Source organism: Fluviispira sanaruensis, from assembly GCF_004295685.1.
GTDB classification, from domain to species: domain Bacteria; phylum Bdellovibrionota_B; class Oligoflexia; order Silvanigrellales; family Silvanigrellaceae; genus Silvanigrella; species Silvanigrella sanaruensis.
This window is the reverse complement of record NZ_AP019368.1, coordinates 567,880-590,635: the sequence shown is the minus strand read 5'-3', so window position 1 is coordinate 590,635 and position 22,756 is coordinate 567,880. Positions and strand designations below refer to the sequence as shown.

The 22,756-nt window shown below is 34.2% G+C and carries 15 protein-coding genes; 8 read left to right on the top strand and 7 right to left on the bottom strand.

What is annotated here, in order from left to right; genetic code table 11:
• Positions 1 to 9: 9 nt before the first annotated feature.
• From rsmD to dnaE, 4 genes are all read left to right on the top strand, one after another.
• On the top strand, positions 10 to 579 hold the full coding sequence (gene rsmD, locus EZS29_RS02565) for a 16S rRNA (guanine(966)-N(2))-methyltransferase RsmD (protein ID WP_130606226.1): 570 nt from the start codon (positions 10 to 12) through the stop codon (positions 577 to 579).
• Positions 576 to 1,604, top strand: a complete 1,029-nt coding sequence (locus EZS29_RS02560; RefSeq protein WP_172603737.1) for a tetratricopeptide repeat protein — start codon at positions 576 to 578, stop codon at positions 1,602 to 1,604. Before rsmD ends, EZS29_RS02560 begins: the two co-directional genes overlap by 4 nt.
• A gap of 105 nt (positions 1,605 to 1,709) precedes the next feature.
• Positions 1,710 to 2,309, top strand: a complete 600-nt coding sequence (locus EZS29_RS02555; protein WP_130606222.1) for a DUF507 family protein — start codon at positions 1,710 to 1,712, stop codon at positions 2,307 to 2,309.
• Between the two features lie 22 nt (positions 2,310 to 2,331).
• Positions 2,332 to 5,991: a DNA polymerase III subunit alpha gene (gene dnaE, locus EZS29_RS02550; RefSeq protein WP_130606220.1), complete on the top strand. Its 3,660-nt coding sequence runs from the start codon at positions 2,332 to 2,334 to the stop codon at positions 5,989 to 5,991.
• Between the two features lie 2 nt (positions 5,992 to 5,993).
• Here dnaE and EZS29_RS02545 read toward each other — a convergent pair whose 3' ends face one another.
• The 3 genes from EZS29_RS02545 to EZS29_RS02535 form a co-directional block, all read right to left on the bottom strand.
• Positions 5,994 to 6,656 (bottom strand): response regulator, encoded by a 663-nt coding sequence (locus tag EZS29_RS02545; protein ID WP_130606218.1) that lies wholly within the window; start codon positions 6,654 to 6,656, stop codon positions 5,994 to 5,996.
• A gap of 15 nt (positions 6,657 to 6,671) precedes the next feature.
• Positions 6,672 to 9,635, bottom strand: a complete 2,964-nt coding sequence (locus tag EZS29_RS02540; protein WP_130606215.1) for a PAS domain-containing hybrid sensor histidine kinase/response regulator — start codon at positions 9,633 to 9,635, stop codon at positions 6,672 to 6,674.
• Between the two features lie 214 nt (positions 9,636 to 9,849).
• The gene (locus EZS29_RS02535) at positions 9,850 to 10,908 is read right to left on the bottom strand and encodes a glycosyltransferase family 9 protein (protein ID WP_130606213.1); all 1,059 of its coding nucleotides are present in this window, start codon (positions 10,906 to 10,908) and stop codon (positions 9,850 to 9,852) included.
• Between the two features lie 98 nt (positions 10,909 to 11,006).
• Here EZS29_RS02535 and EZS29_RS02530 point away from each other — a divergent pair, with 98 nt between their 5' ends.
• The 3 genes from EZS29_RS02530 to EZS29_RS02520 all read left to right on the top strand — a co-directional run bounded on the left by EZS29_RS02530 (position 11,007) and on the right by EZS29_RS02520 (position 16,429).
• A complete protein-coding gene (locus EZS29_RS02530; protein WP_130606211.1) occupies positions 11,007 to 13,382 on the top strand; it encodes a 3-hydroxyacyl-CoA dehydrogenase/enoyl-CoA hydratase family protein in 2,376 nt (791 codons plus the stop codon).
• 23 nt (positions 13,383 to 13,405) lie between these two features.
• Complete coding sequence (locus tag EZS29_RS02525; RefSeq protein WP_130606209.1) at positions 13,406 to 14,599, top strand: acetyl-CoA C-acyltransferase; 1,194 nt, start codon at positions 13,406 to 13,408, stop codon at positions 14,597 to 14,599.
• A gap of 195 nt (positions 14,600 to 14,794) precedes the next feature.
• A complete protein-coding gene (locus tag EZS29_RS02520) occupies positions 14,795 to 16,429 on the top strand; it encodes an SGNH/GDSL hydrolase family protein (protein WP_130606207.1) in 1,635 nt (544 codons plus the stop codon).
• Positions 16,430 to 16,472: 43 nt separating this feature from the next.
• On the opposite strand, the gene secG is transcribed toward EZS29_RS02520, so the two are convergent.
• The gene (gene secG / locus EZS29_RS02515) at positions 16,473 to 16,859 is read right to left on the bottom strand and encodes a preprotein translocase subunit SecG (RefSeq protein WP_130606205.1); all 387 of its coding nucleotides are present in this window, start codon (positions 16,857 to 16,859) and stop codon (positions 16,473 to 16,475) included.
• 103 nt (positions 16,860 to 16,962) lie between these two features.
• Between secG and EZS29_RS02510 the strand changes: the two genes are divergently transcribed.
• Positions 16,963 to 19,326: a helicase-related protein gene (locus EZS29_RS02510; protein WP_130606203.1), complete on the top strand. Its 2,364-nt coding sequence runs from the start codon at positions 16,963 to 16,965 to the stop codon at positions 19,324 to 19,326.
• Positions 19,327 to 19,403: 77 nt separating this feature from the next.
• Here EZS29_RS02510 and asnA read toward each other — a convergent pair whose 3' ends face one another.
• The 3 genes from asnA to EZS29_RS02495 all read right to left on the bottom strand — a co-directional run bounded on the left by asnA (position 19,404) and on the right by EZS29_RS02495 (position 22,602).
• A complete protein-coding gene (asnA, locus tag EZS29_RS02505; RefSeq protein WP_130606201.1) occupies positions 19,404 to 20,402 on the bottom strand; it encodes an aspartate--ammonia ligase in 999 nt (332 codons plus the stop codon).
• Positions 20,403 to 20,510: 108 nt separating this feature from the next.
• Positions 20,511 to 20,693, bottom strand: coding sequence for a hypothetical protein (locus tag EZS29_RS02500; RefSeq protein ID WP_130606199.1), 183 nt, complete (start codon positions 20,691 to 20,693; stop codon positions 20,511 to 20,513).
• Positions 20,694 to 20,796: 103 nt separating this feature from the next.
• Entirely contained in the window at positions 20,797 to 22,602 is a 1,806-nt protein-coding gene (locus EZS29_RS02495; protein WP_130606197.1) for a 7TM diverse intracellular signaling domain-containing protein, read from the bottom strand.
• Positions 22,603 to 22,756: the final 154 nt, after the last annotated feature.

Here is a 22,756-nt window from a genome sequence, read left to right as displayed (position 1 = left end):
GTTAATTGCATGAGAGTTATTGCAGGAAAGTTTAAAAGAAGAAATTTAACAACAGCCGCAGGAAATGACATCACACGTCCAACATCTGACCGGGTCAAAGAAAGCATTTTTAATATGCTTGCTCAAGAGTTACACGCATCAAATGTGCTCGATCTCTTCTCTGGCAGCGGATCCTTAGGCATAGAGGCATTAAGTAGAGGGGCAAGCAAGGTCACTTTTGTCGAGAAAAATCATGAACCCGCCCATTGCATTCAAATGAATTTAGATTCACTCCAAATTCCCAAATCAGATTACTCTGTTGTCAAATCAGATGTAACGAGATTTCTTGCTTCATATTCTTCCCAAGAAAAATTTGATCTCATTTTTGCTGATCCTCCTTATAAATCTCCCTGGTACACCCATTCCCTTGAAGATTTAGAAAAAGCAAAAGTTTGTAATAAAAATTGCACTGTCATTTTTGAAATGCCGAAAGATCTCGAAATTTCGATACAATCGAATATCAAAGGGTGGTCTAAAGATGACGTACGCATCTATGGCAAAACAAAAATTGAAATATGGAGAAAAAGGGAAGAAATATGATAAAAAAAACATTTGTTAATTTATTATTTTCTTTTATTACTATAACTTTTATTATTAGTTGCTCAAGCACAAAAATATCTTCGGAAAGTTTGAATTATATTATTTCTGGAAATAAATTTGCAGAAAAAGGTGACTTTCAAAGCTCTGCCAATCAATATCGACTTGCGTTAAAAGAGGAACCTAACTCAACAACCGCAAAAAGAAATCTTGGATTGGTTTCTGTAAAAATAGGAAAATACAAAGAAGCCATTGAATTATTAAAAGATGTTTCATCCTTTTATACAAAAGATGCTGAGCTTTTTTATTTTTTAGGAGAAGCTAATAGAGCTATAGGCAATGATAACGATGCTATAAAATCTTATCAACAATCACTAAATATTTCCCCAGCTGAACTGAGAGTACAAAAATCACTAAGTTGGGTGTATTTAAAACTTGGTGAATATGATCAAGCTGAAAAATTGATTAAGAGAAATTTTGAAAAGAACCCACTTGATTTACAATTACTACTCATTTCAACGAGCATTGACATTAAAAAAGAACGTTATACCAAAGCCATTAAAGCTATGCAAGAATTTGAAAAATCTGATTTTCGCATTGTAAGTAAAGATCAAACAACCGCTGAAACTGAAAAAATCTTGCTCTTAAATGTTCTTGGCAATGCATACGCTGGAGTTAATAATTGTGAAAAAGCACAGAAAATATATGAAATTGTTTTAAAATATAGACCATTTTTAGCGTCCACATTAACAGATTCTGCAAAATGCGATATAAAAGCAAATAATACACTTCTTGCTAAAAATAAACTCGAAAAAGCTCACGCTTCTGAACCAAACTATCCAGAAGCACTCTATCTCTTAGGAAAAATTTATACCAATAATGACCCTAAAAAAGCGGCCTTTTATTACAAACGATTTGTTGAAATAAGCTCAGATTATAAAAACCTAGAAGCGGAAAATAAGCAAGCTCAAGCTTCATTAAACTTGCTTGAATCCAAAAAATTTATCCAAGGTAAGAAATCTGATTGACGCATGGGCTGGATTGGTTAACTATAATATCTAATTGAGCTTCGTAAAAAAGCTCAGCGTTTATTTGTAAAATGACAAAGCGTCCCATAAGAAAGGTATCTCACGATGAAACTCTCATCAGAACAACTCGAACGACTCGCAGAACGTGTGTTTAAAGTTCTTAAGAGTTCAGGACATATTGAACTTGACTATGATACCGAAGAACGGATTGAAGAAAAAGTTATCGAACAAATTTCGAATGTTCTCGAAGATGACTCCCGTACGGAAGATCGCCTCTCTCGAGAAGCAGAGCGTCTCGTGTCCGCCCAAAGCCAAATCGCTAAATCTTCTGGCAAAAGCTTTGAAAGCCTTGTTGAAGAAGTTAAAGTGCGCCTTGCACGCTCAAAACGCGTTATTCTCGGTGATGAACCAGAACGCGCTGACTCCCTCGCTGAAAAAGTATTAAAAGCCATTTGGAAAATAGATGGTATCGATTTCTTTAGTGAAGATATGAAAGTGCAAAACTGTATTGCCCGCGCCATCCATCGTTTTCGCGTAGAAGACGACCGCATCATTGAAGCCGTCGAAAAAATAGTGAATAAGAAGAGTGGTGAAGAATCATACAACCACGCTTGGTGTATTGCATTCGATAAATGCTACAACGAAGTCCGCCAACGTATTGCCAATCAAAAATCATCTGATGAAACAACAACTGTGGGCGGCTAAGTACAAAAGAGAACTATAAAACGTGCAGCCAGAAGAATTTGTCCACCTCCATATCCATTCCGAGTACTCCCTTCTTGACGGCTCCATAAAAGTCAAAAAATTAGTAAAAGAGCTTTCTAAAAGAGGGGTAAAAGCGGCTGCACTCACGGACCATGATGCTATGCATGGTGTGCTTGAATTCTATCTCTCTTGTCAGGCAGAAAAAATAAATGGCATTATTGGCTATGAAATAAATGTTGAGTGCATTTATCTTGAAAATAAGAAGCAAGTTTCTCATTTAATTTTACTTGCTGAAAATGATGAAGGTTACGCAAATCTAATCAAGCTATGCACAATTGCGAATACAACAGGAAAAAATAATGTATATACGGACTCTACATCTGTTACTTTCGCAGATATAGAACGCCACTCAAAGGGATTAATTTGTTTAACAAGCTGTATGAAAGGTGAACTTTCTGCGCATATATTAAATAATGACGAAAAGAGTGCGCAATTTTATCTCGATAAATTGATTCAGATATTCGGAAAAGAAAATCTTTTTGTAGAACTAATTGACAATGGAATCACAGAACAAAAAGAACTGATTCCAAAACTCGCTCAATTAGCAAAAAATAATGAAATCAATATCGTTGCATCTGCAGATGTGCATTATATTAATAAAAGAGATAAAGAAACCCATATGTCTTTGCTTGCAATTAAACATAAATTGCAAAAATCGGATGTAAGAGGCATTCCAAGTTCTATAGATTTTCATTTGCCAACATTTGAAGAGATGCAATTAAAATTCTCTGCTTATCCCGATGCTCTTCTAAATACCAAAAAAATAGCGGATAGATGTCAGGTTAAAATCGACACAAAAAGTATATTTATGCCTGATTATCGGCAAAGAGAAAATGAAACCTCCGATGACTGCCTTGTCCGACTTTCACGCTCAGGCCTTGAAGCACGCAAAAGCGCAGTTGCCCATTGGATGGGTCAATCTTTTAATGAAGATGTTTGGGATGAATATAAAAAACGCCTCGAATATGAACTCTCTGTGATCTTAAAAATGAAATTTTCGGGCTATTTCTTAATCGTGCAAGACTTTATCAATTGGGCAAAAGAACAAAAAATACCTGTTGGACCTGGACGAGGTTCTGCCGCCGGCAGTATTGTTACTTATTCTTTGCGCATCACAAATATCGATCCCATCCGCTTTAATCTCTTATTTGAACGCTTTTTAAATCCAGACCGTATTTCGATGCCCGATATTGACACGGACTTTTGCCAAGATAGACGTGGAGATGTTCTTAATTATGTCTATCAAAAATATGGCAATCGAGCCGTCTCCCAAATAGTTACATTTGGACGAATGATGGCTAAAAATGCGCTCAAAAATCTTGCGCGGATCAATGGCTGGTTTTTTCATGAGAGCAACGAATTTGCCAAATTGATTCCTGAGTCCCCTGGCATCACTCTCGAACAAGCCATTAAAGAAGAAGTTAAAATTCAAGAAAGACTTGATTCCGATGAACGCGCAAGGAATTTATGGGAAAGCGCTCTTGAAGTGGAAGGCACCCTCAGTTCTCTTGGGATACATGCCGCTGGAGTAATTATATCTGATCGCGCTCTCGATGAACGTTGCCCTTTGCTTGAAACAGATGGACAACTTCTGACTCAATTTGAAAATAAATATGCCGAAAAAATTGGTCTCATAAAATTTGACTTTTTAGGATTAAAAACTCTTACAGTTATAGATAATGCTGTAAAGCTAACTCAAAAAAGACATAATATAGAAATTGATATCGACAGTATTGAACTCGAAGATCCTAAAGTTTACGAAATGATTTCGACGGCCCATGTGACAGGAATCTTTCAGCTTGAGTCCAATGGTATGCGTAAACTCATTGCTAACTTAAAGCCGACCTGTTTCACAGATATCATTGCGGTTCTTGCCCTCTTTCGCCCTGGGCCTTTGGGTTCTGGCATGGTTGACGATTTTGTCAAACGCAAACATGGTGAAACGCAAGTTGAGTACCCATTTTCTGAACTTGAACCCATTTTAAGTGACACTTATGGAGTCATCGTTTATCAAGAACAGGTGCAAAAAATCGCCGCAGTTTTGGCTAATTATTCACTTGGTGAAGCTGACTTATTAAGACGCGCCATGGGTAAAAAAGATAAAAATGAAATGGAGCGACAAAAGAGTCGTTTTGTCTCAGGTGCAACAGAAAATGGCCACGATCCACAAAAAGCCGCCGATCTCTTTGACCTCATGGCAAAATTTGCTGAATATGGCTTTAATAAAAGTCACACCGCAGCCTATGGCTGGGTAACATACCAAACTGCATGGCTAAAAACATATTACCCAACAGAATTTATGACCGCAATTATGACGTGTGACTTAGATAACACCGACAAAATTGTTGGTTACGTTCGTGATTGTAAGAGAATGAAAATTGCCATTCGTCCTCCTTGTGTCAATTATTCACGTTTCGAATTTAGCATTCCAGGTGATAAAATAATTCAATTTGGCTTAGGCGCTGTTAAAGGACTCGGCTCTGGCATAATCAATATGATCGTCGAAGAACGCGAAAAAAATGGTATCTTTGCCACTGTCCCAGAATTTATTGCCCGCTTAGATGCAAGAAAATTAAATAAAAAAGTAATGGAAAGCCTTATTAAGGCAGGCGCATTTGACGCAATTGCCAGCAATCGAGCCGAGCTTATGGCCAACTCAGATACATGGCTCAAGACTATTGCAAAAGAAGCTGAGCGTGAAGAAAGTACCAGTTTTGATATATTTGCTATGTTTACAGAAGAGTCGCCAGCGATAAAAGCAAAAGTATCAGGAGAAAATAATAATCCTAAAATAGAAAATAATAAGAAAAACCAAAGCGACTTTGTATTTCTCCCCAATATTCTTCCAACAAAAGTGCGATCGGAAAATTGTCCGACAAAAATAGCGAATACACTCTTGCCTATTCAAATAAAACCAACGCGCCCATGGACATTTTATGAGCAATTGGCCCATGAATTTGCCACCCTTGGGTTTTATATGTCAGGTCATCCAGCAGATCTTATTCGCGCCGATCTAAAAGAGATCTCAGAAATTTCTCTAGATCAAGCCATTCTTTATTTAGATCCAGATGAAGTTCCTGACTATAAAAGAAAAACAGTTAAAGTTGCCGGCATTGTTACTTTAAATCTAGAGAAAAAAAATAAAGACGGCAATGCTTTTTTAGTTCTCAAATTAGAAGATGGCTATGGTGAACTTGAAGTGACATTATTCAGCAAACAATATGCTGCACTCACTGAGTCGGTTAAAATAGGCGATGCACTCGTTGTAGAATGTAAAATCAAAAAAGGTATTGAGGATGGTACAGTTAAAGGTATTGTCCAAAGCATTGATCGCGTTTCCAACAAACGAATTGAACTTGTAAAAAGAATTATTCTTGCTACTGAAGAAAACTTTATTAAGAACAAGGAAAACTTACAAAAGCTTATTCAAATTCTTATAACAAATAAAGGTAAAACACCTCTATATATGGATATCTCTATACCAAATCATAAGCTCAGATTAAAAGCAAAAATGGGAAATCACTACGTCACACCAACAGATAATTTTATTTTAGATATTGAAAACGCTTGGCCTGGATTAGTACGAGTCGAACGGGTTTATCACTATCAGATAGCGGAATAGTTTTATTTTAAAATTTTATTTCTCATATCCTGCGCATAGACTTCCCAAGCAATTCCCTTGTTTTCAATTTCATTAATTTTTTTCAAAGTATCTTCAATTCTTTTAAGAGCATTTTTAGCCTTAGAAAATATCTGTAAATCATCTTCATTTAATTTATTTTCTATACGATTTAAAGCAAGCAATGCAATTGTAAGCGAATTGTTTATCTCATGATTATAAGTTATTATCATTGAGTTTATCGTTTCAATTTCTTTCTTTTGTAGATTTTCTTTATATAAATCACTCAAAATAATTTGGTTATTAATCCTTGCAACAGCTATATCAATATGAAAAGGCTTTGTTATATAATCATTCGCTCCTAGTTTTATTGATTTATCCAAATTTTTATGATCATTTAACGATGTAATCATTATAACTGGTAACTCAAATTTATTATATTTCTCTCTAATTTTCTTTAAAATCACATTCCCATCAGAATTTGGCATAAGTATATCTAATAAAATAATGTCAATTAATTTATCTTCAATGGTGTGCATAGCTAAATCAGTTTTGTCTAGTATTATACATTTAAAATTTTTATTCTTTAATCCCTCTTCAATAAAAAAAGCATCTAATTCACTGTCATCAATAATCAAAATATTTTTTAATTTATTTGAATTTTGCATAACATCTTTCTAGAGTTAATGTTTTGTTTCTAAAAAATTTTTTAACACAAGCAAGAGTGCATTTAATTTACTCTTAACTTTATTAAAAAGCTCATGAGCTGCTGTTAAGTCGCCTTTATTACCCATTTCCTCAAGCTTTTTTAATTCCGCCGTGATCTCATTTACGAAGAAACTCCCTACATTTCCTTTTAACTTATGAGCTGAAATTTCTAGATTTTTAGCTTCATTTTTTTCAATTGCTTCTTCTATCGAACTAAGCATTTTTGGAAAATAGACAAAAAATAACTCTATATATCTTGCTAAAATCTGCCAATCACCTGAAAAATGATTCAATATTTTTTCCTTATCTAGAGCAATATAGTAATTTTCTTCAAACTTATCTTTAAATTTCTTATTAGATATTAGACGATTTAATGAATCAATTATTCTTTCCATATTAAATGGCTTGCCGATAAAATCATGCATTCCAGTTTCTTTGCATTTATTCTGATCTTCGAGACTTACATTTGCAGTTAAGGCAATGATCCAAGGCAAACTCTTTTTCTGATACGTTTGATAAAGAATTTGTGTGGTTTCAAAACCATTTAGTTCTGGCATATAGCAATCCATAAAAATCACATCATATTCTTTTGAATCTACAATTTTTAAAACTTCTTTCCCATTATTTGCAATGTCTGGAGAGTAGCCTAACTTTTCTAAAAATTTGCACATCACAAATTGATTATTCACACTGTCATCTGCAACTAATATATTTAGTGGAAACTTAATCGCCATCGCAGTATCAATCGATTGTTCTTTTTGTACTATTTGATTAGGATCTCCAGACTTTGCTTTAAAAGCAAATGAAAAAGTTGACCCCTTGCCATAGGAAGATTTAACAAAAATATCTCCTCCCATTGCCTTGCTAATCCCTTTACAAATAGCGAGCCCCAATCCCGTTCCCCCATATTTTCGGTTAGTCGAACCTTCAGCTTGTGAAAAGGAAAAGAAAATCTTATTGAGCGAATCAGGTTTCAGACCAATTCCGGTATCAATCACAGAAATTTTAATTACAAAAGAGTTTTTGCCCTCTTCAAGATATCTTAATTGTACAATTATTGAACCTCTTTCTGTGAATTTAATCGCATTACTTAATAAATTTATGAGAACTTGTTTAACTCTAACGGGATCTCCTAAAATCCATTTTGGAGCTTTTTCATCAAGATCTGTCTTAAAAATTAAATTCTTTTCCTGAGCTTTTATTCCAAACATCGACACGCATTCTTGAATAGTATCAATTATATTGAAAGAAATTTTTTCGAGTTCTAGTTTATGATCATCAATTTTTGAAAAATCTAAAATATCATTTAAAATTGTTATTAAATTTTTACCCGTAAGATTGATAATATCAAAATATTCTTTAGATTTTCCCGACTTTATTTCATCTCCTAATAAATTAACCATGCCGAGAATTATATTTAAAGGTGTTCTTATTTCATGACTCATAGTTGATATAAACCAACCTTTTGACCGCGCAGTATTTTCAGCATCATCTTTTGCTTTAAACAGAACTTCTTCCATTTCCTTTTTTTGTGTGATATCAAATCTTATTGCAATAAATTGAATAATTCTATTTTCTGCATCAAAAATGGGGACAATTGTCGAATCTACCCAATAAAATAATCCATTTTTTCTTTTGTTTTTTACTTCTGCGTGCCACACTTTACCTGTTAAAATAGTCGACCAGAGATCTTTAAAAAACACTTTAGAATGAAAACCTGAGTTGATTTTTCTATGATTAAAACCAATCAGCTCTTCGCGTGAATATCCAGATATTTCACAGAATTTATCGTTGACATATTTTATAGTGCCATTTGTATCTGTTATTGCCACAATAGCTGCTTCATCTAGTGCAAACCTCAGCTGTTCCAACAAATTTCTTGTTTCACTTAACTCTACAGAAGAACTATTTTTAAAAAATATTCGTCCTAAATAATAAGATATTTTCTTGTATAAGTTCAGCTTAGCGTCCTGAAGTAGTCCTGAGTTTTTTTTCCCAAAATACTCATATAATCCATAATTCATTCCATCAAAAGAAATAGGAATTAAAACCCTTCTTTTAATAGAGAATTTATTAAAGAGAATTTTTCCAATATTATTTTCTTCGCTTTTGATATTATTTTCCCCATCGTATATATTCTCAATTATTTTCCTTTCTGTTAAATTCAATTTTTTTTCTTGAAAAAAATCTTTTAACTCAACGTTCCTTGTATAAATTTCTTTAAAAACAAGCTTATTATCAAATATTTCCCAATATATACCCATATCAAAACCCATGCGAACAGCTATAATCTTCATAATTTTTTCAATAGCATTACTTATATTTTGAGAGTTTGCTACCGTAAGGTCAATTTTTGAAAATAAAAGCTTGTTTTTTATTAATTTATCAACAGTATTTGTTATAAAATAACCATACATTACAAATGATACAAGTAATGAGAAAAAAATAAAAATAAGCACAATTTCTATGTAGTATATATTTCGAGAACTTTCCTTAAATTTAATTTCATTTTCACCATTAATTTTATTAATATAATTAATACATTTTGATACATTTTTACTATAATTTTCTATTTCATTTTTACTAATTACAATATTAGAATTTGAAATTTTTGAATTCAAATAAGAGCAGTTCTCGTTTTGTAAAAAAGATTCTATTGATTTTTTATCTAATATGAGAATTTTTTCTTTACTATTATTTACTTCTGAACTAGAATGAATTGCATTATAAATATCTATTTTCGATTTAATTTCCTTCAAAAAAATAATAGATTTTCTTTCATTTAGCAAGTCCGCATAGTATCTTGAATTAAATGACTTGTTAAAATAATAAAATGAAGTTGAAATAATTGCAAAAAGGAAAAAAAGCACGGATATAGTAACATACGAATTCAAAGAATTATTTTTTACATAATTTTCTATGGATTTTCTTAAAAGCATTTTTACTCCTTTTTGAAAAGTAAAATTTTTCGCCTTATTAACATAGTTTATAAAATAATTACTATAATTGGTCAGAATTTATAAAAATATTTTAATAAAATCCTCTCGCCTTGTTATCTTTAATTATAATTTTATAAAAAATTGTTTCAATGAGATTTTTATGACTTGAATTATTTTAAATTTCGCTGCCAAAATAAAGTTATTGCCTGGAATATTAGATTGTTATACTTTTAAATACATCTTCAGGGTATAATTGAGTTAAGCATTTGTTATTTTCAATTTCACACTTTTCAATAGAACAGCTTCGTCCTGTAGATGTCCTGCAAGGAAGATTTTCAATAAAAAAGATAGGGTGTTGCTCTTTGCTATATGGATGCCACTCAATTGGTGATTCAGGACCAAATAATGTGTACGTTTTTAACCCAATTGCTATAGCAGCATGTTTTAAACCTGAATCATTCCCTAAAAAGATTGTTCCAATTGATAAAATACCAAAGTTTTCTCTTAAAGAACATTCACTTGTTTGCAAAAAACGACTGTGGCACTGTTTCGGTAAATATTTTAATAATTCATCAACTTGATTTTTTTCAGATCGAGATAATAAAGCTAATACAATCCCATTCTTTTTTTCTATCCAATCTTCTGCAATTTTTGCAAAGTATTTTTCTGGCCATATTTTTGTCCTCCGTCCAGCACCTATACCAAGTATGAGAATAGGTTTATCAATCGCTGATAATTTACTATTGACATAATTTGTTGCCCATTTTTTTTCATCTTCACTAATATAAATTTTTGTTTCCGCAGCATTATCAGTCTTAAAACCAAACCCTCGAAGATTATCTAAGTCTCTTTCTATAGATGATTTATGTTTCCCTTTATCCGGAATAACTACAGTGGAATATTTATTTTTCCTACGAGGACTATGAAAATGATTCGCTCTATTTTTAGCCCCAGATAATAATGAATAAAGTGAACTCGTATTACTTGCGGAGCAAGTAATTGCATAATCATATTTTTTTAGCCTAATAAAAAATAAGAATTTTAATACAATAAATATTTTTGCATATAAAAAACTAATTAGTCTTGATTTGAAATTTTTATATAAATAAATATGATTGATATTGGGATTATTTAAAAAAACAGCTTTCCATTCTGACATAATATAAACATCAATAATAGCATTGTGATCATTTTTTTTAATACACTCTATAACTGAAGATAGAATAATTGTGTCACCCATTGCCCTTAGCTTCAAAACTAAGTACTTTGCCATCTAAATTGCTCCCTGTTGTCAAACCTAAGTTTAAGAAATACACTTAGGCGCTAACTCGAATTCTTATCAAATATTTGTTCTCGTATATGGAGTGAAAAATGGCAAGTCACAATCGATATCTCGTCCGCAAAGTTGCTGTCTTAGGTTCAGGCGTCATGGGTGCACAAATAGCTGCACATATGGCAAATGCTAATGTCGATGTTGTTTTATTCGACCTACCAGCTAAAGACGGAAATCCAAACGGAATCGTACAAAAATCTCTCGCATTTTTACAGAAACTTGAACCCACACCCTTTTCAGTTAAATCTAAAGCAAATTATATCACACCGGCAAATTATGAGCATGATCTCGATAAATTAACTGATTGTGATTTAATAATCGAAGCTATTAGCGAAAGAATGGATTGGAAAAAAGATCTCTATACTAAAGTCAGTGGGAAAATAGCTGCACATGCTATTTTTGCAACCAACACGTCTGGTTTGTCGATCAATTCGCTTGCAGAGGTTCTGCCAGCAGAATTAAGAAAAAACTTTTGTGGCATTCACTTTTTTAACCCCCCAAGATACATGACACTTGTTGAAATCATTCCACAAAAACATACAAATTTAAAAACTATGGATAATTTGGAAGAGTTTTTGACCACTGTTCTCGGCAAAGGAGTGATAAGGGCAAAAGATACGCCCAACTTCATTGCCAATAGAATCGGTGTATTTTCCATGTTGGCTACAATGCACCACACTGAAAAGTTCTCTTTGGGTTTTGATGTTGTCGATGCTCTCACCGGAACCTCTATCGGTAGAGCAAAAAGTGCGACTTACAGAACACTTGACGTGGTTGGGATCGACACACTCGCCCACGTGATAAAAACCATGTCCGATACTCTGCCAAGCGATCCATGGCATTCTATTTTTAATGTCCCAACTTGGATTCAAGCTCTTATTTCTAAAGGAGCTGTCGGACAAAAAGCCGGCGGAGGAGTTTTTAGAAAAGTGGGGAAAGAGATACATGTACTCGATCTCAAAGCACAAGAATACAGATTGAGCAAACCTGAAGCCGATGCCGATGTTGTGGCGATTTTAAAATTAAAAGACCCCAGTGAAAAATTTAAACAATTGAAAAACTCACAGAACCCTCAAGCGCAATTTTTATGGGCTATTTTTCGTGATCTCTTTCATTATTGCGCCGTGCAACTCGAAGAGATTGCGGACAATGCGCGCGATCTCGATTTAGCCATACGCTGGGGTTACGGTTGGGCTATGGGACCATTTGAAACATGGCAAGCTGCTGGTTGGAAGTTTATTACCGATGCCATAAATGAGGACATAGCTGCTGGAAAAACTGTAGCTAAAACTCCTTTACCAGCATGGGTAACAGATGGACGGAGTGAAGTGCATTTTTCCAATGGCAGTTACTCACCTAGCACGCAAAAAAAAGAACCACGAAGAGAACTTCCTGTATATGCCCGTCAATTTTATCCAGAGCGAGTTTTAGGAGAAAAAGCCATTTATGGCGAAACTGTCTATGAAAATGATGGAGTTAGACTTTGGACAAAAGACGATGAAATTTCGATTTTGTCTTTCAAAAGTAAAATGCACGCCATAGGTTCAGACGTACTTGAAGGGGTGATAAAATCTGTAAAAATTGCTGAAGAAAAATTCAAAGGTCTTGTTCTTTGGCAATCAGAGCCTCCTTTTAGCGCGGGGGCAAATCTGGCGCAGGTCACCCAAGCTCTGAAAGATAATGACTTTAAGACATTAGAAACGATGGTGAAACGCTTTCAAGATGCTTCAATGGCTTTAAAGCACTCACTCGTTCCCACTGTGGCCGCTGTGCAAGGACTTGCACTTGGTGGCGGCTGTGAGTTTGTCATGCACTGTAGTAAGGCTGTAGCCGCACTCGAAACATATATGGGACTTGTTGAAGTGGGCGTGGGGCTCTTACCTGCAGGTGGAGGCTGTAAAGAATTCACACTCCGGGCAGCAAAAGAAGCAAAAGGTGGAAATATTTTTCCATTTTTACAAAAATACTTTGAAAATATTGCAATGGCAAAAGTATCTCGCAGTGCTGAAGATGCAAAAGAATTGGGTTATCTGCGTCCATCCGATACGATCGTTTTTAATCCAAATGAACTTTTGTATGTAGCGACTCAAGAAGTTAAATCTTTATATGAAGCTGGCTATCGTCCACCCCTTAAATCAAAAGACATACTTGTAACAGGTAAAGGCGGAACAGCAACATTTAAAGCGGCACTTGTGAATATGCTTGCCGGTGGATTTATCTCAGAACATGACCATAAAATTGGCTCATATGTTGCTACTATTTTAGGTGGCGGCGATATAGATCAAGGTAACATTGTAACAGATGAATGGCTCCTTGAATTAGAATTTAGATTCTTTATGGAATTATTAAGAACTGAAAAGACACAACAGCGTATTAAATATATGCTGGAAAATGGAAAACCTCTTAGAAATTAAATATCTCTTTAAAGGAGTCAAATATGTCAAAACAAATTCAAGAAGCTTATATATGTGCTGCAATAAGAACTCCTGTAGGAAAAGCCCCTCGTGGTGTGTATAGAACAACAAGACCAGACGATTTACTCGCACATTGTCTAAAAGGAATTATTCAGAAATTTCCAAATTTAAACCTTGCAGAAATTGGCGATGTGATCACAGGCTGCGCAATGCCGGAAGCTGAGCAAGGAATGAATGTTGCCCGTATTTCTTTACTTTTAGCTGGTCTACCAAATGTTGTGCCTGGAATGACAATAAATCGTTTTTGTTCCTCGGGAATTCAAGCCGTCGCCATGGCTGCAGATAGAATTAAGTTGGGTGAAGCAGATCTTATGATTGCTTCTGGAACAGAAAGTATGAGCCTTATTCCTATGATGGGTCATAAAGTTGTGATGAATCCAAGTTTTTTTACGGATGGAAATGTAGGAATAGCTTACGGAATGGGTATTACTGCAGAAAAAGTCGCTGATAAATGGAAAATCACGCGTGAAGCACAAGACCAATTTGCCTTAGAAAGTCATAGAAGAGCTAGCGAAGCCATTAAGAATGGAGAGTTCAAAGATGAAATCCTACCCTACCAAGTATCTGAGAATTCACCAGGATCAGTTGGAGAAATTATTCGCTTGAATAAACTAATCGTCAACGACGAAGGCCCACGCCCCGATTCCACTCTTGAAGCTTTGGCCAAACTTAAACCCGTATTCGCTGCGCGTGGTAGCGTAACCGCTGGTAATAGTTCCCAAATGAGCGATGGAGCCGCCGCAATACTCTTAGCAAGCGAAAAAGCAATCAAAAAGTACAACCTCACTCCTCTTGCACGTTTTGTCAGTTTTGCAGTTGCCGGTGTCCCTCCCGAAATTATGGGAATTGGACCCAAAGAAGCTATCCCGAAAGTCTTAAAACAGGCTGGCATAAAACAAAATCAAATTGATTGGTTTGAATTAAATGAAGCTTTTGCTGCCCAAAGCCTTGCCGTCATTAATGATTTAGGACTCGATCCCCAAATAGTGAATCCCCTTGGCGGAGCTATAGCCCTTGGTCATCCTTTAGGAGCAACAGGCGCAATTCGCACAGCAACCATAGTCAACGGCATGAAAAGACATAAGAAAAAATATGGCATGGTCACCATGTGTATAGGCACAGGCATGGGAGCTGCTGGTTTAATAGAAATGGTTTAAAGCTTTTTTCCGATGATTAAGTCCTCCAATCGGGGGATTTTTTTTATAATTTAATCTATATTTTATAAAAACAAATTTATTTTTTTTATTTTAATCCGAATCATTCATACACCATGCAAATTGCAAAAAATTATTAGATTTTTGCAATTTAGTCTCGCAAAAAGACTTTAAGTATAGATGTTTTGGAGATAAATTATGTTTGTATTTATACTTCGCATTTTGAAATTACTCGCCGTAATTTCATTGTCTTATTATTCTTGCCTATCTTTTGCGAGTTCATTTTATATTGCATGCTATTATTACGACTCTGACAAGGGACTATATAATAAAAACTCTTCTCTTATGGCTCCAGGTAAACTTTATATCGGTGCAAATACTAACTATTTTTGGGCTTTGAATAATGAAAATCATTATGTAAAACTAAACGGTTCCGTGATTGATGGTTTTTTTATTGAAGAATCTTTATCACGTAGCGATGCAGTTCAATTCTGTCAAAATGCAGTAAAAAAAGGGACTTTCTTGTGGCCGAGTAAAAGCACTTATAAACTTTTAGATTACAAAGCTGCCACTTCAAATTTTGATGGATTTGAATATCCAATTCGTTTTTTAAAAGATAACAATAACTATGCACGCATTAAACAAATAGTTTTATTTGGTGACAGTTTATCAGACACTGGAAATTTAAAACGCTGGACAAAATATATGCCTGGCTATCCCGGTTTTTTTGGCCGCTTTACTGATTTTTACAATTGGATCGATTTTCTCGCAGATATGCAACCCAATAAAGGCCCACGCTATCCTGTTTTAAACTTTGCTTACGGTGGAGCAAAATCAGATGGGACAAACGATTTTTATTTTAATAATTTGAAAAATTATATGTCTTCACTTGGTAGAAGCTTTGTCACAGGCAGTTCAAAAGATTATATAAACAATTATCTTAATAAATATTTAACTCAAGACTCTTACCAAACAAAATCTCCCGAAATAAGCAGCACAAATGATATCCTTTTCGTCATTTGGATTGGGGCAAACGATTATATAGCAAAACTAGAAAGACCAATTTTGACCCAAGAATTTTTTGATAATCCCAAAAAAATTGGCGGTTCTGCTACAGTTTTTAAACACTCTGTTGAAGATATTGCAGAACAAATAAATCTTCTTTATAATCAAGGTGCTCGTCATTTCTTAATTTTTAATCTTCCTGATTTTGGTAGAACTCCTGTTGTGTTAGACACGCGTTATAAAATAAAAGATATTGAAAATCCTACCGATGAAGCAAATAAAATTTCATTTTCAAAAAAGATTACAGAAGTTATAGAAAGTCATAATAAATATTTAAGTTCTAAAATAAAAGATATTGAAACAGTCAATAAAGAAATAGACATTACGTTCATTGATATTTTTAAAGGCTTTAATGCTTTCATTGATGGGAAAAACATAATTGATGGAAGTGATTTTAACTACGGTGTTCAACTTTTAAATTCAAAATATCCAATCCCTGGAACAAATAAATTTATCCAAGAAGAATGCTATACGGGTGGTTACATTGGAGCTGCAAAAGCGCTGAACAAAAGTGACTACAGTGCAAACGCTTTTGCTTTAAAAAACTCTTGTCACAAACAAAATGAAAGTGAATACGATGGACTCGATAAAATAAGCCCGACGACCGTTTTTTGGAATAATCCACATCCAAGCAGCTATGCACACTGCTGGATCAGTTTCATGGCAAGAAAAGGCCTTGAAGATAAAGGGCTGATACCAAAAGAACTGCCTTCGCTTGAAAACTATAAAAATTATTGTCTAGAAATCTTAAAAGCTAAGTATAATTGATGGAAAGAAAGACCTCTTAAAAAAAAATTGTGAGGTCTTCGTTCTATTTTGCAGGATTTGCAGGCACGTTTTGAGATTTTTCTTCAAGCGGTTGCTGAGCAGGTAAAATGGGTTCTGTATTTGTAGCTGGCACAGCCGTTGGAACGCTTGGAGCAGTCAAAGACTTTTCTAAGAGATTATTTAGTTCGTATTTGTTACTCGTTCTTACCCAAGATGATGACATTGCTAAAATAAAAAATAGAATTCCGCAGACCCAAGTGGCTCTTACGATGAGTTTTACGCCCCCCGTTGCCCCAAAAAAACCCGCTGAGTTCCCACCACCGAAGGCTCCACCAAGGCCACCTTCGTTGCCCTGCTGCAAAACAATGATAAGAACTATCAAAACTAAAGCATCTATGATTAAAAGAGTTGTCAGAAGTGTTGAAATCATCTTAGTATCCTCAATGTAGAAGGCTGCATGCCTGCTCAAGATAGAAATGTATTGCACAGCAATGAAGAATTCTCAAGTTCGATTCACCAAGTGGGTTTATTAAATGACGCGCATGACCAAAAAAAAAGAAGTTTCAGAATCTAAAGTCGAAGCAACTGTGAAACCAAAGTCCTCTGGAATAAGGTCGAAGAAAGTAACTCCAAAGGCAGAGTCATCTCTTCAAAAGCAGAAGAAAACATTAAGTTCTCGTGCAAAAGTGGAAAAAGCGGCTCCTAAAAAAGCGGCTCCTCCAAAAGCAAAAACTGTTTCAGAAAAGAAAGAAAAAGCCGTAAAAGTAAAAACTCCGGCCAAAACAGCCAAAAAGGCAAAAGCTCCGCTTAAAAAAGCAGTTGATCTACCTGTCCAAACTCTTTTTTCTGATATTGAAAAAATTGAGACAGAGAGTCCAAAAGAGCTTAAAAAGATTGAAGTAGATTTAAAAAAAGAGCCTGTGCAAAAGAAGGTAGAGAGTAAAATACAAATACTCGTACCAGAAAAAGTGCAAGCTCCTAAATACACATTGCCTTCATCTTTATCTGAAGAAAAAAAGAGTGTTCGCTTTGAAAGCCTTATAGCCAATGATTCTATCATAGAAGCTATAAAGAAATTCGGGGTTAAAGAACCTTCAGAGACCATGCAAAATGCTCTCCCTGCTGCTTTGCGCGGTTCCGATCTTCTCTTAACAAAACCCGAGGAAAGCGAAGGCTTTATCATTGGCGTAGTCACTGCTGCGAGCAAAATTCTTGCAGAAAGTTTGCCAAAAGGCTCCCCTCAGTCACCTTCCGCATTGTTTATTTGCCCTTCCCAAAAGAAGGTTGATGAAATTTTTGCTGCAAGCAAAGCGATCTTTGCTCAACTTGGCATTTCATTTTTTAAGCTCAATGAAAATCAAGCTGATGAAGATCTAAGCGAAATCTTGAACAAAGAACTCGATGTGCTGATAGCCACGCCAAAGATATTCACTAAAGCAAAAGATCTTAATCAATTAAAGATCATAAACGTCGGTCTCTGTCTTGTCATGGCAACAAACAGTTTTGCCAATGAAAATATTTCAGATGATTTAGAGAAAATTTTGTCTTCTCTCCCGCAAGAAAGAACACAAAAAATCATTATTGCAAACGAAAACACACCCAGTGTTAGAGAAATTGGCTTTAAATTCCTTGAAGATCCAGAATATGTTTCTTTGATCCCTTCACAAATAAAAGAACGTTCCCCCAAACAGTTTGCCCATGCACTTTCAGCGACGCAAAAATTTCAAGTTCTTTTAGGCCATTTAAAGAACCACAAACCGAATTGCGCTGTGGTTTTTGCCAATACGAAGCCTGTTGCGGAATGGATTGCCTATAAATTACATGGGAATGGAATTAAAGTTGAACTCATAACGAACCAATTGAGTCAGCAAAAAAAGATTGTTCTACTGAACGCAATAAAACAAAATGAAGTGCAGATTATCGTCGCAACTGACTGTATTTCAAAAAGTTTAGGAATTCAAAAGCTCAATTGCATTTACAACTTCGATCTTCCCGACTCTCCTAAAACTTTTGTCGATCGCCTCTGTCGGATTGAAGCATCTAAAAACCCAATTTCTGTATCCTTCATCTGCGAAGATTATGGATATAATATGGGAGCAATTGAAGAAGCACTTGGCTTTAAAATTCATATTGCTCAACCCGATAAAAATTACTTTAATATTAAAGACACTTCCGAATATCCTCTGGAAGCAGACGGAAAAGTGAAAAGAATTGGTGTTGTGTACGAAAATGAACGCACTGCTAAAGAAGAAGCACCTGTTGTTCAAACAAATAGAGACGTCACAACTCGTCCTGCTGTAACAAAACCAATTGAACGTTTTGAAACAGTGAGCTTCACGCAAAAATCTGCTCAGATTTCTGCTCAAGCAGCGCCTACAACAGTTCCCGCAGCCGATTCTCAACAAAGTGTTGCTCAAGCTGGACAAAGCGCTGAAGGACTTAAATTACAACCGCGTAAAGCATCTGATAAGAGAGATGAAAATCTTTCTCAAACCAGTCAACAGAAACCTCTATTCACAGCCCCACAACAAAAAGGTTTTGAACAACGCAAAGGCTCATTTGACAGCCAAAATCGTTCGAATGACAAATACATTCGTCGCGATGAACGAGCAAAAGAAGCTATCAATGCAGCTAAAATGGCTGCTAAATCAGCTTCAGATAAGCGCAGTGAAAAGTTCTCTGGAAAATCACAAACAATGCCAAAACGTGCAGGTCTCTTTGAAATTGCTGTTACTTTGGTTCAGGATGCTGTTCAATCCGCTGCGCATGCTGCCAAGGATTCTCTTGCAAACAATATTCAACAAAACCTTCCAACCCTTTCCCTTATGTTAGATCGGTTTAAAATTCTTAAAAAACCGAGCGAAAGACAGAATGAATTAGAAAAGAATGATCACTGAATTTCTAATTTAAAATAAAGGGGAGATAAAAATTAACTTTTTTATCTCCCCTTTCCCGTTATCTTAATAAACAGCGATTAAAATACGGCTGCTTGAACTTGAGATATGTGACTTTTTCTTAGTAAAAACATCATAAGACGAGATTGGCCAATTCCTCCGCCCAATGAAAATGGCAACTCTCCTTGCAACAACATTGAGTGAAATAAAAGTTTGGAACGCTCTTCTTGACCTGATATTTTTAATTGCTTTTGTAAAGCTTCAATATCAACGCGAACCCCCATGGAAGAAAGCTCAAATGCTGCTTCTAGCACAGGATGCCAAACTAAAATATCACCGTTGAGACCTTTGAACTTCTCTGTCGAAGGCGTTGTCCAGTCATCATAATCAGGTGCACGGCCATCATGGGGTAAACCACTTTTTAAAGCACCGCCAATGCCAATTAAGAACACCGCACCGTGTTTTTTACAAATTTCATTTTCTCTTTCTTTTGGGCTCAAAGTTGGGTACATTTCTTCAAGTTCTTCAGTATGAATAAAAGTAATTTCTTCTGGCAAAATAGGTTTTGTATCTTGAAAAATTGCTGCGAAACGTGCTTCGGTTTGTTTAATACTTGTATATATTTTTTTCACTGTTTCTTTAAGAAACGCAAGAGTACGCTGTTCTTTTGCAATACATAATTCCCAGTCCCATTGATCCACATAGGCAGAGTGTGTTGCATCTATAACATCATGAGGACGAATGGCACGCATATCTGTATATAGGCCTTCACCAATACAAAATTCATAATGCTTAAGCATCATTCTTTTCCATTTTGCAAGTGACTGAACTACTTCAATTCTTTTAGTTGGGCTGTATTCTGGAATATAAAAAGAGGTTGGCGCTTCGACACCATTTAAATCATCGTTAATTCCTGTTCCTGCTTCTACAAAAAGTGGAGAAGAAACTTTAGACAAATGTAATGTTTCTGCCAGAGTCTCTGCGAAAAAAGTTTTCAGAAAATGAATTTGCTTTTCTGTTTTTTTAAGTTCAAATGCAGAAAAAGGAGAAATTGAGCACGAAATAGCACTAAGAGACATAGAAACACCTCAAATAAAAAGAGATTTAATTAAGTTACACAGATATTAATATGAATAAATATGTTTTATCCAATTAATTTTTATAAATATATTTAAATAAATTTTAGATTAATTATTATTATTAGAATTGATTTGATTATTATTAGAATTGATTTGATTATTATTAGAATTGATTTGATTATTATTAGAATTGCAATTTAATGAAGAAATAGAAGCGAAGGAGAATGAAAAAGAACAAGATTCTAAAGAACTTAGATAATCTCGTTTTAATTTAAGTGTAATGTGTTTCATTGCAATCACCTTTATAGGTCATAGTTTTACCTCGAAAAAAATGAGGCACTTTCGTTATAAAAGAAAAATATACTCCTGTCAAACTTTTTAATATTAGAATTACTTAATTGTTTGGAATTTTAAATTTGATAACAAACTTAGTTTCCTTAGAGAGGGAATCAAGAGTCAAAGTACCTCCACTTCTTTCAATATAATTCATAGCTTGAGACAAACCTAAGCCAAGATTTTTAAACTCTTTTGTAGTAAAAAAAGGTTCAAAAATGCTTGAACGCAATGAGATTGGTATACCCTTGCCACTGTCATATATAGTTAAAACCATTTCTTTCTCATCTTCATTTTCTTCTAAAGTAATCCTTATCATCGGATTAACGGATTCCGTTAATGCTTCAATTGAGTTTTGTAATATATGAATAATTGCATTGGTAATATCTTCTTTTTTAGTATAAATTTCTTTCTCAATTTTAGGTATTTTAAATTCACATTTTATTTTATTGGCGATTAATTCTCCATCGCAAAATTTGAGCGCTTCATTTACAGACTCAGAGAGTAAATGCTTTCCGGGCATAACGCTTGCTTCATCAACGACCATTTTCTGAATCTTATTTATTATTTCTGATATTCTGATCGTACTATTTCGCATCTTATTTAAATTATCTATAAATGTTTTTTCATTTTCATTATTCTCATTTTTTACTGGATTTTTAAACATCATTAAATCGATACAGAGCTGTAAAAATGCAAGTGGGTTATTTATTTCATGTGCAATCGCACCTGCAACGCGTGCAAGACTTTTCGTATTGGTTGAAATATACTCCTCATATTGTTTATTTTTAGATTCCGTAGCATTTATAAATGCACCAATAAATCCATCAAACTCATTTTTTTCATTTAATTTGACGGTGCCATTTGCCTTTAACCAAAGAAACTTACCGTCTTTTGTTTGAGTTAAAATTTCTATTTCTCGAAAAGGATTTTTAGCATTGATTGATTCTATAAATACTTCTTTGAGCTCAGAAGGAGCTCCTTCTGCAAATAAATCCTCAGGTTTTTTGATGACTTTTTCTCGTTTTCCATAGCCAAGCTGTTCATAGATATTTTCTGATAAATATCTAAAATATCCTTTTTTATCTGTTTCCCAATAACAGTCAAAGCTCACTTCAACCAACTCCTGTATTTTTTTCGACTGTATTGCAGATTGCTTTGCTATTAATTCTTTTTCTTTTTGTAAAGATCTTACCCTTGCTGTCAATGCAAATGAAAGAAAAAGGGCCTCTATAATTGCCCCAATTTGCAAAGAACACTTGACTAAAATATTCCCTTCAAAAGCACCTAAGAGTTGCATAGAGTAAAACACACCTCCCGTGCAGATTGAAAACATAGATAATAAATAAAAGACCGAACCTGGTAATTTATATTTTATTGCAACAATTGGAATATATATGAGAGCCAAAGATAGTGATATCCCCATAAATGGAATAAATATTAAAGATAAATTAAAATCAATAAAACTTACAACCATCATACTCACAGGAAGTATAAGGTAATATTTAAAAAATTTATGAATCAATTTACTATTCTTTTTTAAATTTAGAAAATAATCCGTAAAAATTATTACTGAAATCACACTTAATCCATGTGATAAAAGCAAACTTAATTTAGTGAAATCTGGGTAATTAAACCAGATATATCTTTCTCCAAAACCAGTTATGGAAAAGTTTATATAATTGATAGATAAAATATGTAAAAAATAGTTTAAGTAATTATAATCCTTCATAACAACAAAAAGATTAAATGAATAAATAGCTACTGTAAAAGTAATACCGATAAAAATCCAAATAAATTTCTCCATATCTGGATTTAAATATGGATTGCTTAAAACTTGAAGAATTGATTCTATATCAACATTCATTCATAAGCCTTTGATAGAATATATGCTTTATTTATTTTCGTAATAATATTAAATAAATTAAGATATTTTTACAAAAATCATCTTTATTAAGCTTAAAATCTTCCGAAAAGAAGAAAGATAAATCAAAAAAGAGTGAAATAGCAACTCTTTTCCT

Excerpts from the sequence above, each read along its gene's own strand:
- EZS29_RS02495 (WP_130606197.1), bottom strand. The coding sequence starts at position 22,602 with ATGAATGTTGATATAGAATCAATTCTTCAAGTTTTAAGCAATCCATAT.
- EZS29_RS02530 (WP_130606211.1), top strand. The coding sequence starts at position 11,007 with ATGGCAAGTCACAATCGATATCTCGTCCGCAAAGTTGCTGTCTTAGGT.
- secG (WP_130606205.1), bottom strand. The coding sequence starts at position 16,859 with ATGATTTCAACACTTCTGACAACTCTTTTAATCATAGATGCTTTAGTT.
- EZS29_RS02545 (WP_130606218.1), bottom strand. The coding sequence starts at position 6,656 with ATGCAAAATTCAAATAAATTAAAAAATATTTTGATTATTGATGACAGT.
- rsmD (WP_130606226.1), top strand. The coding sequence starts at position 10 with ATGAGAGTTATTGCAGGAAAGTTTAAAAGAAGAAATTTAACAACAGCC.
- asnA (WP_130606201.1), bottom strand. The coding sequence starts at position 20,402 with ATGTCTCTTAGTGCTATTTCGTGCTCAATTTCTCCTTTTTCTGCATTT.
- EZS29_RS02555 (WP_130606222.1), top strand. The coding sequence starts at position 1,710 with ATGAAACTCTCATCAGAACAACTCGAACGACTCGCAGAACGTGTGTTT.
- EZS29_RS02520 (WP_130606207.1), top strand. The coding sequence starts at position 14,795 with ATGTTTGTATTTATACTTCGCATTTTGAAATTACTCGCCGTAATTTCA.
- EZS29_RS02540 (WP_130606215.1), bottom strand. The coding sequence starts at position 9,635 with ATGCTTTTAAGAAAATCCATAGAAAATTATGTAAAAAATAATTCTTTG.
- EZS29_RS02535 (WP_130606213.1), bottom strand. The coding sequence starts at position 10,908 with ATGGCAAAGTACTTAGTTTTGAAGCTAAGGGCAATGGGTGACACAATT.
- EZS29_RS02525 (WP_130606209.1), top strand. The coding sequence starts at position 13,406 with ATGTCAAAACAAATTCAAGAAGCTTATATATGTGCTGCAATAAGAACT.
- EZS29_RS02510 (WP_130606203.1), top strand. The coding sequence starts at position 16,963 with ATGACGCGCATGACCAAAAAAAAAGAAGTTTCAGAATCTAAAGTCGAA.
- EZS29_RS02560 (WP_172603737.1), top strand. The coding sequence starts at position 576 with ATGATAAAAAAAACATTTGTTAATTTATTATTTTCTTTTATTACTATA.
- EZS29_RS02500 (WP_130606199.1), bottom strand. The coding sequence starts at position 20,693 with ATGAAACACATTACACTTAAATTAAAACGAGATTATCTAAGTTCTTTA.